The sequence below is a fragment of the Stenotrophomonas sp. LM091 genome (assembly GCF_001806305.1).
Classification (GTDB): domain Bacteria; phylum Pseudomonadota; class Gammaproteobacteria; order Xanthomonadales; family Xanthomonadaceae; genus Stenotrophomonas; species Stenotrophomonas bentonitica_A.
In genome coordinates, this window is record NZ_CP017483.1 from 2,267,802 (window position 1) to 2,281,625 (window position 13,824).

Genomic DNA, 13,824 nt, shown 5'->3' on the forward strand with positions numbered 1-13,824 from the left:
GAGCCGCATGATCGCAGCTTCATCCGGCCACGGGAGCGGCCGGGCGGCATCCGGCCAGATCCGGCATGGCCGTGCCGCAGTAGGGGGCCGCGGGCCCCCTTTCGCGTTCACCCCGCGAACGCGCTCAACCGGCCGGCCTGATCCACCACGCGGATCGGGCCGCCGAACAGCTCGGACAACGGTCCGTCCCGCAGCAGTTCCGCGCGCGGGCCATCGGCGAGGATCTTGCCACCGCGCAGCATCACCACCCGCTCGATCTCGGGAATGATCTCCTCGATGTGGTGGGTCACCAGCACCAGCGTGATGCCCTGGCGGGCGAGCTCGCGCATGGTGGCGATCAACTGCTCGCGGGCGATCAGGTCCAGCCCGGTGGAGGGCTCATCCAGCAGCAGGGCCTGCGGCCGGTTCACCAGCGCCCGGGCGATCAGCACGCGCCGGGTCTCGCCGGCCGACAGCTCGGCATAGCCACGCTGCAGCAGGGGCAGGGCGCCGGTCATGGCCAGGGTTTCACGCGCGCGTTCGCGCATCTCCGGGGTCACTTCGCGGAAGGCCGGCACCACGAAGCTGGCGAAGAAGCCGGTCAGCACCGCCTCTTCCACGGTCAGCCCGGGCATGTCCGAGAGGTTGCTGCTCAGGTCGCCGGTGACGATGCCCAGCTGCGAGCGCAGCCGGTCCACCTGCCAGCGGTTCTGGCCGAGCACGCGCACCGCCACCGTGCCATCGCCATGCGCCAGCGGGTAAAGCTCGCGGGTGATGAGCTTGATGAAGGACGACTTGCCGCAGCCATTGGGGCCCAGCAGGGCGGTGTGCTGGCCCTGTTCGATGCGCAGGCTGAGATCGTGCAGGACCCGGACCTGCCCGCGGATGACACAGGCGCGGTCGAGCTCGATCAGGGGGACGGAGGAGGCCGGCACCACCGGCGAGGCTGCGACTGTCATGAATGCGGGGGCATGCTCACGAAGGTAAAGGAGGAACTGAATGACTGCGCAAAAATGGCATCGAAGGGATGAAGTTTGCAACGTCAGGCCCCATCATGTCCGAAGGTGTACCCGTTTCCTTGCTGGCCGACTGCGGCCTGGAGTTCTGCGATGCTCGATACGCTCCTCAACTTCCTGACCGGCGGCGTCGTCGGCCTTGGCTGGTGGGGCATGGCGCTGGTGCTGCTGGTATTCACGCAGCTCACCATCTTCGCCGTGACCCTGTATCTGCATCGCAGCCAGGCGCACCGGGGGGTGGATTTCCATCCGGTCATCGCGCACTTCTTCCGGTTCTGGACCTGGCTGACCACCTCCATGATCACCAAGGAGTGGGTGGCGATCCATCGCAAGCACCACGCCAAGGTGGAAACCGATGAAGACCCGCACAGCCCGGTGACCAAGGGCATCGGCATGGTGTTCTGGCGCGGCGTGGAGCTGTACCGCGAGGCCCGCGCGATGCGTGCGGACATCGAGCAGTACGGCCGCGGCGCCCCGGATGACTGGATCGAGCGCCACCTGTACACCCCGCACGCCAATCTCGGCCCGGTCGCGCTGCTGGTCATCAACAGCGTGCTGTTCGGCCTGCCCGGCGTGGCCCTGTGGGCGATCCAGATGGCCTGGATCCCGTTCTGGGCCGCCGGCGTCATCAACGGCCTGGGCCACTGGTGGGGCTACCGCAACTTCGAATCGGCCGATACCTCCACCAACCTGACCCCGTGGGCGTTCTGGGTGGGTGGCGAAGAGCTGCACAACAACCATCACGCCTTCCCCAGTTCGGCGCGCTTCTCCATGCGCCGCTGGGAGTTCGACATCGGCTGGGCGGTGATCCGCGGCCTGCAGGCCCTGCGCCTGGCCAAGGTGCTGCGCGTGGCGCCAAGCATGGACGTGCGCCCGAACATCGCCGTGCCGGATGCGGAAACCCTCAAGGCCCTGCTGTCGCACCGCTTCCAGGCGATGACCGATTACCAGCGCAATGTGTTCGTGCCGGCCCTGCGCGAAGAGGCCGCGATGGCTGGCGCCAAGCTGCGCAAGCTGCTGCCGCGCCGCATGCGCCGTGGCCTGGTCAACGACGGCCGCTGGCTCAAGCCGGATTGCCGCGCCCAGCTCAGCACGTGGGTCGAACAGCGACCGCGCATCCGCGTGCTGGTGGAACACCGTGCCCGCCTGGCGGCCCTGCTGGAAGCGCGTGGCAACGACGCCGCTGAGCGCCTGAAGCTCCTGCAGGCGTGGTGCCACGAGGCCGAAGCCAGCGGCATCGCCGCGCTGCAGAACTACGCCGCACGCCTGAAGGGCTACGCACTGACGGCGAACTGATCGATGCGCCTCCCGACCGGGAACGTCTCCGCAAAACGCCGCCTTGTGCGGCGTTTTGCGTGTCTGGGCCTGGCCGTTGGCGTGCTGGGCGCGACGGCACAGGCGCAGGTCACCGATACCGGCAGCTACCTGCAGCGCATGGACACCGACGGCGACGGACGGGTCAGCGTGGAGGAATACGTGCAGTGGCTGCTGTACGCCTTCGATCACATGGACCGCAACGGCGATGGCGTGCTCCGTGCCGATGAACTGCCCGGCGGCAAGGGCGCCCCGATCACCCGCGAACAGCAGCGGCAGACCCTGATCCAGCGCTTCCACAAACAGGATGCCAATGGCGACGGGTATTTGAGTGCGCGCGAGTTGGCTGCGCCGCCGCGCTGAGCGTCACTCGGACCGTAGCGGGGCAGCCCGCCGCTCTACCGCGGTTCATCGGGGGACGCCTTAGAATTCCTCCCATGCCCGAGCTCCCCGAAGTAGAAACCACCCGCCGCGGCCTTTCCCCGCACCTGGAAGGCCGCAGCATCCACGGCGTGATCCTGCGCCGGCCCGACCTGCGCTGGCCGATTCCGCCGGAGATCAGCGAGCAGCTGCCCGGGCAGGCAATTGAAGCGGTCCGCCGTCGCGCCAAATACCTGCTGCTTGATACCGCCATCGGCAGCGCGGTGCTGCACCTGGGCATGTCCGGCAGCCTGCGCGTGCTGCCCGGCGATACGCCGGTGCGCGCGCACGACCACGTGGACATCAGCCTGGACAACGGCCGGCTGCTGCGCTTCAACGACCCGCGCCGCTTCGGCAGCCTGCTGTGGCAGCCGGCCGGGGAAACCCATGCCCTGCTGGCCGGGCTGGGTCCGGAGCCGCTCGACGACGCCTTCGATGGCGACTACCTGTTCGCCCGCAGCCGCGGCCGCAGCGCGTCGGTGAAGACGTTCCTGATGGACCAGGGCATCGTGGTCGGCGTCGGCAACATCTACGCTGCCGAAAGCCTGTTCATGGCCGGGATCAATCCGCTGCGCGAGGCCGGTAAGATCTCCCGCGCGCGCTACCAGCGCCTGGCCGATGCGGTGAAACAGATCCTGGCCTATGCCATCACCCGGGGCGGCACCACCCTGCGCGATTTCATCAATCCGGACGGGGCGCCGGGGTACTTCGAGCAGGAGCTGCTGGTCTACGGGCGTGAAGGCGAGCCCTGCCGCCAGTGTGGCCGGCTGCTCCGCCACGCCACCATCGGCCAGCGCGCCAGCGTCTGGTGCGGGCACTGCCAGCGCTGAATCGTCGCGCGCCTGTCGCCCATCGGGCGGTATAGTCCGGCCAACGTCACCGGCGGGGGTGTGCGATGGACGAAGGACCGGATATCACCGTGTGGCTGGATTCGGCCCGGGCGGGCGACCGCGCCGCGCTCGACCGGGTCCTGACCCTGCTCTACCAGGAACTGCACAGCATGGCCCGGCGGCAGCTGGCCGGGCAGCAGGGGCGCACCCTGGATGCCACCTCGCTGGTGCACGAGTCCTACCTGAAGTTGCTCGGCTCGCGGGGCGCCGCGCGCTTCGAGGACCGCGCGCATTTCTTTGCCTACGCCGCCTCGGCGATGCGCAGCGTGGTGGTCGATTACGCACGCAACCGGCTGGCACGCAAACGCGGCGGTGACCTCAAGCGGGTGGAACTGCCGGAGAACAGCAGCAGCGGCGTGCGTCTGGATGAAGATCTGCTGGCGCTGGATGTCGCGCTGGCGCAGCTGCACGCGGTGGATGCACACCTGGCCAAGGTGGTGGAACTGCGGTACTTCGCCGGCCTGTCCGAGCAGGAAATCGCCGACCTGTGTCAACGCTCGGAGCGCAGCATCCGCCGCGACTGGCAGAAGGCGCGCATGTTCCTGCTGGCGTCGGTCGGGGAGCCCTGAAAGCCCACGCATCGTCCGGGGAGAGGACCGATGGAGGCGTCACGCTGGCGGCAGCTGTCCTGCCTGCTGGATCAATTGCTGGAACTGCCCGAACCGGCGCGTGAGCAGCGGCTGTCGCGACTGCGTGTGGAGGATCCGGGCCTGGCCGAGGATGTGGAGCGCCTGCTCGCCCACGAGCGCGACAGCCACGAGTTCCTGGCCCAGCCGTTGTGGACCGCCGCGCCGGAGGACAGCCGGGTAGGCACGCGGGTCGGGCCGTACCGGCTACTGCGCCCGCTCGGCGAGGGCGGCATGGGCGAGGTCTGGCTGGCCGAGCGTGCCGATGGCCTGTACGAGCGCCAGGTCGCCCTGAAGCTGCTGCGCAGCGGCTATGCCGATCCCGGCCTGCGCCAGCGCTTCAGCCGCGAACGCGAGATTCTGGCGCGGCTGCAGCACCCGAACCTGGCCCATCTGCTGGATGCCGGCGTGGATCTGCAGGGGCAGCCTTACCTTGCGCTGGCCTACGTGGAAGGCGAGCCGATCACCGAGCACTGCCAGCGCCTGGCGCTCCCGCTGGAGCGGCGCCTGCAGCTGATGCTGCAGGTCTGCGCGGTGGTCAGCCACGCGCACGCGAACCTGATCGTGCACCGCGACCTCAAGCCCTCCAACATCCTGGTCACCGCCGAGGGCGAGGTGAAACTGCTGGACTTCGGCATCGCCAAGCTGCTCGACGATGACGAGGGCAAACCGCCCGTGCATCCTCCCACCGAAGCGCGGGCGTTCACCCTGCACTACGCCGCGCCGGAACAGGTCCGCGGCGAGCCGGTCTCCACGCTGACCGATGTCTATTCCCTGGGCGTGGTGCTGTTCGAGGTGATCACCGGGCAGAAGCCCTATCGCCTGCGCCGGCACAGCGATGCGGAGTGGGAGCGCTCGATCCTGGAGGTGCAGGCCCCGCGCGCCTCGGCGGTGGTGGCGCGCGTGGCGGCCGCCGGGGGTGAGCAGGCGGTGGCGGCCAGGCGCCTGTCGCGGCGGCTGCGCGGCGACCTGGACACCATCCTGCTCAAGGCCCTGCAGAAGGAACCCGGGCAGCGCTACGCCTCGGTGGAAGCGCTGGCCCAGGACCTGCGCCGCTTCCTCGAAGGCCGCCCGATCCATGCCCGGCCGCAGCACGTGGGTTACCGGCTGCGCAAATACCTGGGCCGCCACCGCTGGGGCGTGGCGCTGGGCAGCATGGCGGTGCTGGCCCTGCTCGCACTGGCGCTCACCGCGCTGTGGCAGATGCAGCAGGCCCGCCGTGAAGTGGCGCGCGCCCAGGCGATGGAGGATTTCACCGTGGGCTTGTTCGACCGGGCCGCTGGCGTGCGCCACGGCAGTTTCGATCTGCGCCAGCTGCTGGCCACCGGACAGCAGCGGGGCGAGGCGGAACTGCGCGATCAGCCACTGTCGCTGGCCGAACTGGAAGGTGTGATCGGCCGCCTGCGGATCGGCATGGGCGACTACCAGCTGGCGCTGCAGACGCTCGATCACCAGCGCGCGCTGCTCGAGCAGGCCGGCGAGGTGCCACCGGCGCTGCAGCTGGAAGCGGTGACCCAGCGTGGGCGGGCCCTGCGCATGCTGGGGCGCTCGCGCGAGTGCGTGACCCACCTCACGCCGATGCAGGCATTGGCCACGCAGCAGCGTCTGCGGCTGCCGACGGTCGTGGCCGAGTACCACACCCAGTTGGGGCGCTGCCAACAGCTGCTGGGCTACCGCGACAACGCCCGTGCCTCCTTCGAGCAGGCGCGGGTGCTGCGCCGTGATGTGCTGCGTGATACGCAGGGCACTGCGGAGAGCCTGGCCGACCTGGCCGCGCTGGACAGCGACGATGGCCGTGCGGCGGCCGCATTGGCCGGCTACCGGCAGGCGCTGCAGCTGCTGCAGGCCAAGGCCAGCGCGCGCAACCCGCAGTTGATCGCGCTGCGGCGGCACATGGGCGAGACGCTGGCCGCACAGGGCGACCTCGACGCTGCCGGGCAGGCGCTGCAATCGGCCGGCGCCGATGCGGTGGCACTGTACGGGCCGGATCACCCGGAAACCCTGTCGATCCGTCGTCTGCGCGCGCTGCTGGCGCTGCAGCGCGGTGACCTGCAGCAGGCGCAGGCCCAGTTGCAGCAGGTGCATCGCCTGACCCGGCAGGCGCTGGGTGAACAGCATCGCGATACCGGCCTGACCTGGCATGCGCTGGGGCGGCTGGCGCTGGAGCGCGGTGACAGTGCCACCGCGATCGATGACCTGGGCCGCGCCGTGGCGATCTGGCGCCAACCCGATTGCGTCGGCCTGCTGCCGCAGGGCCTGTACGACTATGCCGCTGCCCTGGCCCAGGGCGGGCGTTGGCAGGCCGCCCTGGCCGCCCTGCACGAGGGGCGGCAGTGGCAGGCCGCGCAACGCGGCGACGACGATGCGTCCGTGCAGCAGGCCGATCGGCAGATGGCCGAGATCGTCAGTGCGCAGGGTGATCCACGCCAGGCCGGCGAGCAGTTGGCGGCGCTGATGCGTCGGGCGGACCGTGCCGGGCCCTCCAGCCCGGCGCTGCAGCGCGCGTTGCAGCTGGCCTGGGGCCGCAACCTGGGCCGGATGGGCCAGACCGTGGAAGCGCGCCGCGCGCTGGCGCCCTTGCTGGTGGGCGACGCCGCCGACCTCGACAGCCGTGCCCTGCGCTGGCGCGCGCGCGCGGCGATGGCGCAGCTGGACTGCGGCACCTCCCCGGCGCGTGCGCGCGACGCACTGGGCCAGCTTCGGCAGGAGCTGCAGGTACAGTGGCCGCAGGGCGGGCAGTTGCTGCAGGAGGTGAACCGGCTGCGCCAGGACTGCGTGCCGGCGCAGGTCGCCGCCGGGCCCTGACCGTGCTGGCTGAACGCCGCCGCGCATTCACCTCGGCGAATTAACGTCTGCGTGCCTATGATGGCCGGCCATTCCCTGCCATCGCTGCCTGCATGCAACGACGCGACTTCCTCCGCAATGCCTCCGTGGCCCTGGCCGCTTTCGGCCTGCCCGCACTGCCGGCCTGCGCCGCGCAGGGCAACCAGGTCGGCCTGCGCCGGCTGGGCCAGCCGCAGCCGTTCGATTTCGCCTCGCTCAAAGGGCAGGCCCGCGCGCTGTCCCAGGCCGCCTACCAGAGCCACAAGCGCACGTTGCCGGGCCCGGTGGAAGGGCTGGACTGGGACCAGTACCAGTCCATCCAGTACCGTCAGGACCACGCCCTGTGGGCCGACCAGCCCGGGCGTTACCAGGCCAAGTTCTTCCACCTGGGGCTGTACTTCCATTCCCCGGTGCGGATGTTCGACGTGACCGACGGCAAGGCGCAGGAACTGGCCTATGACGGCGCCGCCTTCGATTACGGCAAGAGCGGCCTGAAGGGCAGCCACCTGCCGGCCGACCTAGGCTTTGCCGGCTTCCGCCTCAATACCCGCAAGGACACCGACCGCGACTTCGCCGCGTTCCTCGGTGCCAGCTATTTCCGCGCGGTCGGCAAGGAGGGCCAGTACGGCCAATCCGCGCGCGGCCTGGCGATCGACACCGGCATGGGCAAGCCCGAGGAATTCCCGGATTTCATCGCCTACTACCTGGAGCAGCCGGCAGCGGACTCGAACACGCTGGTGGTCTATGCCCTGCTGGATTCACCCAGCACCACCGGCGCCTACCGCTTTGCGATCACCAACGGCGATGTGCTGTTGATGGACATCGACTGCGCGCTGTACCCCCGCAAGGCGATCGAGCGCCTGGGCATCGCCCCGTGCACCAGCATGTACCAGGTCGGCGAGAACGACCGCCGCATGGCCTGGGACTGGCGCCCGGAGATCCACGATACCGATGGCCTGTCGATGTGGACCGGCGCCGGCGAATGGATCTGGCGCCCGCTGTGCAACCCGTACAATCTGCGCTTCAACATGTTCGTGGACAACAACCCGCGCGGCTTCGGCCTGCTCCAGCGCGACCGCAACTTCGACCATTACCAGGACGACGGCGTCTTCTACGAGAAGCGTCCGTGCCTGTGGGTCGAACCGAAGGGGCAATGGGGCAAGGGCTCGGTGCAGCTGGTTGAAATCCCGACCGTGGATGAGACCTTCGACAACATCGTGGCGTTCTGGAATCCCGAGGCCAAGCCGCAGCCGGGCCAGGAGCTGCTGCTCGGCTACCGCCTGTACTGGGGCGCGGAGCCGCCGGCGCGCCCGCCGCTGGCGCACTGCGTGGCCACCCGTACCGGCCTGGGCGGGGTGATCGGCAAGAAGCGCGAGTACTTCTCGTGGCGCTTTGCGGTCGATTTCGAAGGGGGCGAACTGGCCGCGATGATCGACAAGGGCGAAGTCGAGGCCGTCGTGCAGGTCAGCCGTGGCCGCACCGAGATCGTTTCGGCGCGCCCGCTGCGCGAGATCAAGGGCTACCGTGCGATGTTCGACGTGGTGCCGCCGGATGACTCGACCGAGCAGATCGACATCCGCCTGTACCTGCGCAGTGGCGGGAAAACGCTGACCGAAACCTGGCTCTATCAGTACAGCCCGCCGCCGAAGGGCGCGGCGGAGCGCACGTTGTACTGAGGCGCCTGGGTGAGGCTGACGGGGAGGCGGGTCAACCGGCCTGCAACGGGTCGATACGGCCTTCACCGCGCATGATCTTCTTGAACTCTGCGCGGCTTACCGACACATAGCGCTCGTTGCCGCCGATCTCCACCTGCGGCCCGTCCTGCACCGCGTGGCCGTGCTCGTCCACGCGCACGGTCATCGTGGCTTTCTTGCCGCTGTGGCAGATCGTCTTGATCTCCTGCATCTCATCGGCCCAGGCCAGCAGGTACTGGCTGCCTTCGAACAGCTCACCGCGGAAATCAGTGCGCAGGCCGTAGCAGAGCACCGGGATGCGCATCTGGTCGACCACCTCGCTGAGCTGCCACACCTGGCTGCGACTCAGGAACTGCGCCTCATCCACCAGGACGCAGCCCAGCGGGCCGTGCGCGGCGATGTCCTCGGCGATCAGCTGCTGCAGGTCGGTGTCGGGGTGGAACGCGATCCCGTCCGCCTTCAGGCCGATCCGCGAGGCGACCACGCCGTGCCCGGCGCGATCATCCAGCCGCGGGGTCAGGATGGCCACGCGCATGCCCCGCTCGCGGTAGTTGTGCGCCGACTGCAGCAGGGTCGTGGTCTTGCCGGCGTTCATCGCCGAATAATAGAAATAGAGCTTGGCCATGCCGGGATTTTATCCGTTCGGCGGCCCCGGCATGGCACCGGATCGGTTCAGTTCAGTCCCGCAAGCCCGGTACCGTGGTCGGCATGCCGACCTCCACGCTCCCGGTGCCGATCGCACGCCCGGCCGCCTCCAGCTGCCGCGCCTGCCATTGCCAGTACTGGGCCGGCTGCCAGTATTCGTCCCGATAGAACACGTCCGGCTCCACGTAGCGCTGGCCGCGATCATCGCGGACGAGCATGCGCATGCCGCCGACCGAGCCGGTACGGCTGCCGGTGACCTCACTCAGCCCGCGCCGGAGTTCACGCTCCAACCGGGGCTGGGCCACGGTGTCGCCGAACTCGGCGTACAGGGCCTGGCCTTCCTGCACCGCGCGGGTCTGCTCGTCCGGGGTCAGCGCAGCCCAGTAGCGCTCACGCAGCACCAGCAGGAACTCGGTCCCGCGCTCGGCGGCCAGGTCCATCCAGGCATAGGCCAGCGCCCGGTCCTGCCCGCCGCCCTGGCCGTTCCACCACATCTCGGCCAGCGCGGCCTGGGACAGTTTGTCGGCATGGCGGGCGCCGAGGCGGTAGAAACGCCGCGCTTCCTCGAGGCGGCCGCGCGCCTGGGCCTCCTTGCCGAGCTTGCGGTAACGCAGGTCGGGGTGCCGGTTCAGGAAGGCATCGGTGTCCTGTGCATCCTGGGCACGCAGGTCCGGCTGGCTCGACTGCCCCCAGGCGGGCAGGGCCGCGAGGGCCGCGACCAACATCCACACCCCGCGTCCTTTCCTGCTCATTGCCATGCGTCGCGTCCTCTGCGTCGATCAGGACAATGGATACCCCACCCCCGTGAAGGCGTCAATCCGGGCGGTGGCGCGTCGATGCGGGCCGACCAAGGCCGGTACAATGCCCCTCCCCTGGAGATGGCATGCACGGTCTCAATCCTCCCCAACACGCGGCAGTGATGCACTGCGAAGGTCCTCTGCTGGTGCTCGCCGGCGCGGGCAGCGGCAAGACGCGCGTGATCGTGGAGAAGATCGGCCAGCTGATCGCCAGCAAGCGCTACCCGGCGCGGCGGATCGCGGCGATCACCTTCACCAACAAATCGGCCAAGGAAATGCGCGAGCGCGTGGCCAAGCGCCTGCGCGGTGACGATGCCGATGAAGTGACGATCTGTACCTTCCACGCGCTGGGGCTGAAGTTCCTGCAGATCGAACACGCTGCGGTGGGGCTCAAGCGCGGGTTCTCCATCTTCGATGCCGACGATTCGACCGCACAGGTCAAGGACCTGATGCACGGGGCCAAGCCGGACGACATCGAGGACGTGAAGAACCTGATCTCGCGCGCCAAGAACGCCGGCCTCTCACCCGAGCAGGCGATGGCCGCGGCGCGCAGCACGCGCGAGAAGGAAGCGGCCAGCGTCTATGAGCGCTACCAGCTGCGTTTGACGGCCTTCAACGCGGTCGATTTCGATGATCTGATCCGCCTGCCGGTGCAGGTGCTGGAAGAAAACCCGGAGATCGCACTGGCCTGGCGCGAGCGCATCGGCTACCTGCTGGTGGACGAATGCCAGGACACCAACGATGCCCAGTACCGGCTGCTCAAGCAGCTGGCCGGCAGCAAGGGCAACTTCACCTGCGTGGGCGATGACGATCAGTCGATCTACGCCTGGCGCGGTGCGAACCCGGAAAACCTGCAGCAGATGGCGCGCGACTACCCGGCGCTGGAAATCATCAAGCTGGAGCAGAACTACCGCTGCTCCAACCGCGTGCTGCGCGCGGCCAACGCACTGATCGCCAACAACCCGCACGAACACCTGAAGAAGCTGTGGAGCGACCAGGCCGACGGCGAGCGCATCCGCGTGTGGGAGTGCCGCAACAGCGAGCATGAAGCGGAAAAAGTGGCCGCGGAGATTTCGTTCCTGGCGACGTCCAGGAAGATTCCGTGGAGCGATTTCTGCATCCTGTTCCGCGGCAACTTCCAGTCGCGGCCGCTGGAAAAAGCGCTGCAGCTGGTGCGCGCGCCGTACCACATCACCGGCGGCACCGCGTTCCTGGAACGGCAGGAGGTCAAGGACACGCTGTCCTGGCTGCGCCTGCTGGTGAACCCGGACGACGATACGGCGTTCATGCGTGCGGTGCAGTCGCCCAAGCGCGAAGTGGGGGCCGGCACCCTGGCCAAGCTGGCCGAGCTGGCCTCGGAAAAGGATCTGCCGATGGCGCATGCCGCCGAAGCGATCGGTGCGCTCTCGCAGTTGCCGCCGCGCGCGGCCAATGGCCTGAGCCGCTTCACCGACATCCTGCGCGACCTGCGTGCGGAGATGCCCAAGCTCAGCTCCGGCGACCTGGTGCGCAAGCTGGTGAAGGAATCCGGGCTGGTCTCGGATCTGCGTAGTTCGTGCAAAGAAGAATCGGTGTACCAGCGTCGCCTCGGCAACCTGGAAGAACTGGCGCAGTGGTTCGAGGGCGGCCCGCGCGGTGCCTCCACCGCCGATCTGGCCGCGCAGCTGGCACTGCTCTCGCGCAACGACAAGGACGACGGTGGCAACCAGGTGCGGATGATGACCCTGCACGCCTCCAAGGGCCTGGAATTCCCGTACGTGTTCATCATCGGCTGCGAGGACGGCGTGCTGCCGCACCAGGTCAGCCTGGACGAAGGCAACCTGCAGGAAGAGCGACGCCTGCTGTACGTGGGCATCACCCGTGCCAAGGTGCAGCTGTGGATGAGCTACAGCAAGCTCACCCGCAAATTCGGCGAGCACGTGCGGCTCAAGCCGAGCCGCTTCTTCGAAGAGATACCGGCGGAGGAAATGCAGCGCGATGGCGCCGATCCCGTCGCCGACGCCGCGCGCAAGAAAGAGCGCGCCAACGCAGGCCTGGCTGCGATCCAGGCCCTCTTCGACTGACCCACGCCGGGGGTAGAGCCGACCGTTGGTCGGCTGCCCAAAGCGCGTCGGCTGCCGTATCCCGGCTCGAAGCGCAGCCGACCAACGGTCGGCTCTACCGCGTTCGGGAAGCGCATTGCACAATCGGCGTATCGCCTTCCACCGGTACCCGCATGTCCGCCGTGATCCAGACCGACCGTTTGCACCTGCGCCTGATCGACCCTGACCACGATGCCGCCGACATGCTGGCCCTGCTCAACGAGCCGGGCTTCATCCGCAACATCGCCGACCGCGGCGTACGCACCCTGGCGCAGGCGCGCGACTACACCGCCGAGCGCGTGCTGGGCAGTTACACGCTCAACGGCTTTGGCATGTACGCCATCGTCCGCCGCGAAGACGGCGCATGGTTGGGCAATGCCGGCCTGGTCCGGCGCGCCGGGCTGCCGGCCCCGGATATCGGCTATGCACTGCTCTCGCAGTACGAGGGCAACGGGTACGCGTTCGAGGCCGCGCGCGGGGTGATGCATTACGCGCGCGATGTGCTCGGTCACACCGACCTGTACGGCATCGTGTCCCCGGACAACGTGCGCTCGGCCGCGCTGCTGCGCAAGCTGGGCATGGAGGATCGTGGCGACCTGCTGCTGCCGCCGCCACACGCGGAGGTGGTGCTGCTGTTCGCCACCCCCGGCGCACCGGCGCCCTGACACCGGCGACGTGCACGGCGCCACACCCACCCGCCGGTAGAGCCGACCGTTGGCCGGCTGCCCGTCACCAGCGAATCAATCAGCGACACAGGTAGAGCCGACCGTTGGTCGGCTGCCCCTCACCCGCCCAACTGCGCGCGCAATTCCGCCAGCTGTTCCTGCAGTTCGGCCACCGTGGCCTCCAGCTGCTGCACGCGTGCTTCCAGCGCCGGGCTGCCACCGCCGCCGCTCGACGAAGACCCCTTGTAGCTCTCCGCCAGGGCCTGCACATCCACTGGGCCACCCAGCAGGTGCATGTAGCGGTCTTCGCGCTGGCCGCTGGCGCGCGGCAGCTGCACCGCCAGACCGCGCTGGATCATGCGCTCGATGTGGTGGCGCAGCTCCTCCGCGTCCTGGAACTGGAACAGCCGCTCGCTGCGGGTCAGCAGTTCGTTCACCGTCTGCGGGCCGCGCAGCAGCAACAGGCCCACGATGGCCAGCTGTTGCCGGGTCAGGTCCAGCGCACTGCCGGCGCGATGCTCGTAGCGCTCGGCGCGCGAGGAAAACTGCTGGCGGGCCAGGCCCATGCTTTCCAGCTGGCGCAGCGCATGGTGCACATCACCGGCGGACAGGGCCATCACCGGCTCGCGCGCGGTCTTCTGGTTGGCCGCCACCTGCGCGGCGTTGACCGTGAGCGGGTAGGCGTCCGGGGTGGTCGCCTCCTTCTCGATCAGGCAGCCCAACGCGCGGGCCTGGGCCGCGCTGAGCACGGGCAGGGCTGGGGTCTGGGTGTCGTCGGTCATGGGGCGCTCCGGGGTGTTTCAGGGGCGTGCAGCATAGCCGAGCCCTGCCTTGCGCATGAATGCCGCCGGACAAGCCGGTAAACTGGCGCGAA

Annotated in this window: 12 protein-coding genes; 8 read left to right on the forward strand and 4 right to left on the reverse strand. The window is 68.9% G+C overall.

What is annotated here, in order from left to right; genetic code table 11:
• Window positions 1–107: 107 nt before the first annotated feature.
• Entirely contained in the window at window positions 108–938 is an 831-nt protein-coding gene (locus BIZ42_RS09820; protein WP_070426322.1) for an ATP-binding cassette domain-containing protein, read from the reverse strand.
• Window positions 939–1,088: 150 nt separating this feature from the next.
• Between BIZ42_RS09820 and BIZ42_RS09825 the strand changes: the two genes are divergently transcribed.
• The 6 genes from BIZ42_RS09825 (at window position 1,089) to BIZ42_RS09850 (ending at window position 8,744) form a co-directional block, all read left to right on the forward strand.
• On the forward strand, window positions 1,089–2,291 hold the full coding sequence (locus tag BIZ42_RS09825) for a fatty acid desaturase (protein ID WP_070426323.1): 1,203 nt from the start codon (window positions 1,089–1,091) through the stop codon (window positions 2,289–2,291).
• Between the two features lie 3 nt (window positions 2,292–2,294).
• Window positions 2,295–2,672 carry an EF-hand domain-containing protein gene (locus BIZ42_RS09830; protein WP_070426324.1) on the forward strand — a complete coding sequence of 126 codons (378 nt, stop codon included), beginning with the start codon at window positions 2,295–2,297 and terminating at the stop codon, window positions 2,670–2,672.
• A 74-nt stretch (window positions 2,673–2,746) separates the two neighbouring features.
• Window positions 2,747–3,559, forward strand: a complete 813-nt coding sequence (gene mutM / locus BIZ42_RS09835; RefSeq protein WP_070426325.1) for a bifunctional DNA-formamidopyrimidine glycosylase/DNA-(apurinic or apyrimidinic site) lyase — start codon at window positions 2,747–2,749, stop codon at window positions 3,557–3,559.
• 65 nt (window positions 3,560–3,624) lie between these two features.
• Window positions 3,625–4,188 carry an ECF-type sigma factor gene (locus BIZ42_RS09840; protein WP_019184109.1) on the forward strand — a complete coding sequence of 188 codons (564 nt, stop codon included), beginning with the start codon at window positions 3,625–3,627 and terminating at the stop codon, window positions 4,186–4,188.
• Window positions 4,189–4,218: 30 nt separating this feature from the next.
• A complete protein-coding gene (locus BIZ42_RS09845; RefSeq protein WP_070426326.1) occupies window positions 4,219–7,050 on the forward strand; it encodes a serine/threonine-protein kinase in 2,832 nt (943 codons plus the stop codon).
• Window positions 7,051–7,142: 92 nt separating this feature from the next.
• Window positions 7,143–8,744, forward strand: coding sequence for a glucan biosynthesis protein D (locus BIZ42_RS09850; protein ID WP_046274218.1), 1,602 nt, complete (start codon window positions 7,143–7,145; stop codon window positions 8,742–8,744).
• A gap of 31 nt (window positions 8,745–8,775) precedes the next feature.
• Here the strand turns inward: BIZ42_RS09850 and BIZ42_RS09855 are convergent, their stop codons facing one another.
• Together BIZ42_RS09855 and BIZ42_RS09860 are read right to left on the reverse strand one after the other, a co-directional pair.
• Window positions 8,776–9,387, reverse strand: coding sequence for a thymidine kinase (locus tag BIZ42_RS09855; RefSeq protein ID WP_070426327.1), 612 nt, complete (start codon window positions 9,385–9,387; stop codon window positions 8,776–8,778).
• Between the two features lie 52 nt (window positions 9,388–9,439).
• Window positions 9,440–10,132: an SEL1-like repeat protein gene (locus BIZ42_RS09860; RefSeq protein WP_070426328.1), complete on the reverse strand. Its 693-nt coding sequence runs from the start codon at window positions 10,130–10,132 to the stop codon at window positions 9,440–9,442.
• Between the two features lie 158 nt (window positions 10,133–10,290).
• Between BIZ42_RS09860 and BIZ42_RS09865 the strand changes: the two genes are divergently transcribed.
• Window positions 10,291–12,267, forward strand: a complete 1,977-nt coding sequence (locus BIZ42_RS09865; RefSeq protein ID WP_070426329.1) for a UvrD-helicase domain-containing protein — start codon at window positions 10,291–10,293, stop codon at window positions 12,265–12,267.
• Window positions 12,268–12,419: 152 nt separating this feature from the next.
• Window positions 12,420–12,950 (forward strand): GNAT family N-acetyltransferase, encoded by a 531-nt coding sequence (locus tag BIZ42_RS09870; RefSeq protein WP_070426330.1) that lies wholly within the window; start codon window positions 12,420–12,422, stop codon window positions 12,948–12,950.
• A gap of 119 nt (window positions 12,951–13,069) precedes the next feature.
• Here the strand turns inward: BIZ42_RS09870 and BIZ42_RS09875 are convergent, their stop codons facing one another.
• Window positions 13,070–13,732 carry a DUF480 domain-containing protein gene (locus tag BIZ42_RS09875; protein ID WP_070426331.1) on the reverse strand — a complete coding sequence of 221 codons (663 nt, stop codon included), beginning with the start codon at window positions 13,730–13,732 and terminating at the stop codon, window positions 13,070–13,072.
• Window positions 13,733–13,824: the final 92 nt, after the last annotated feature.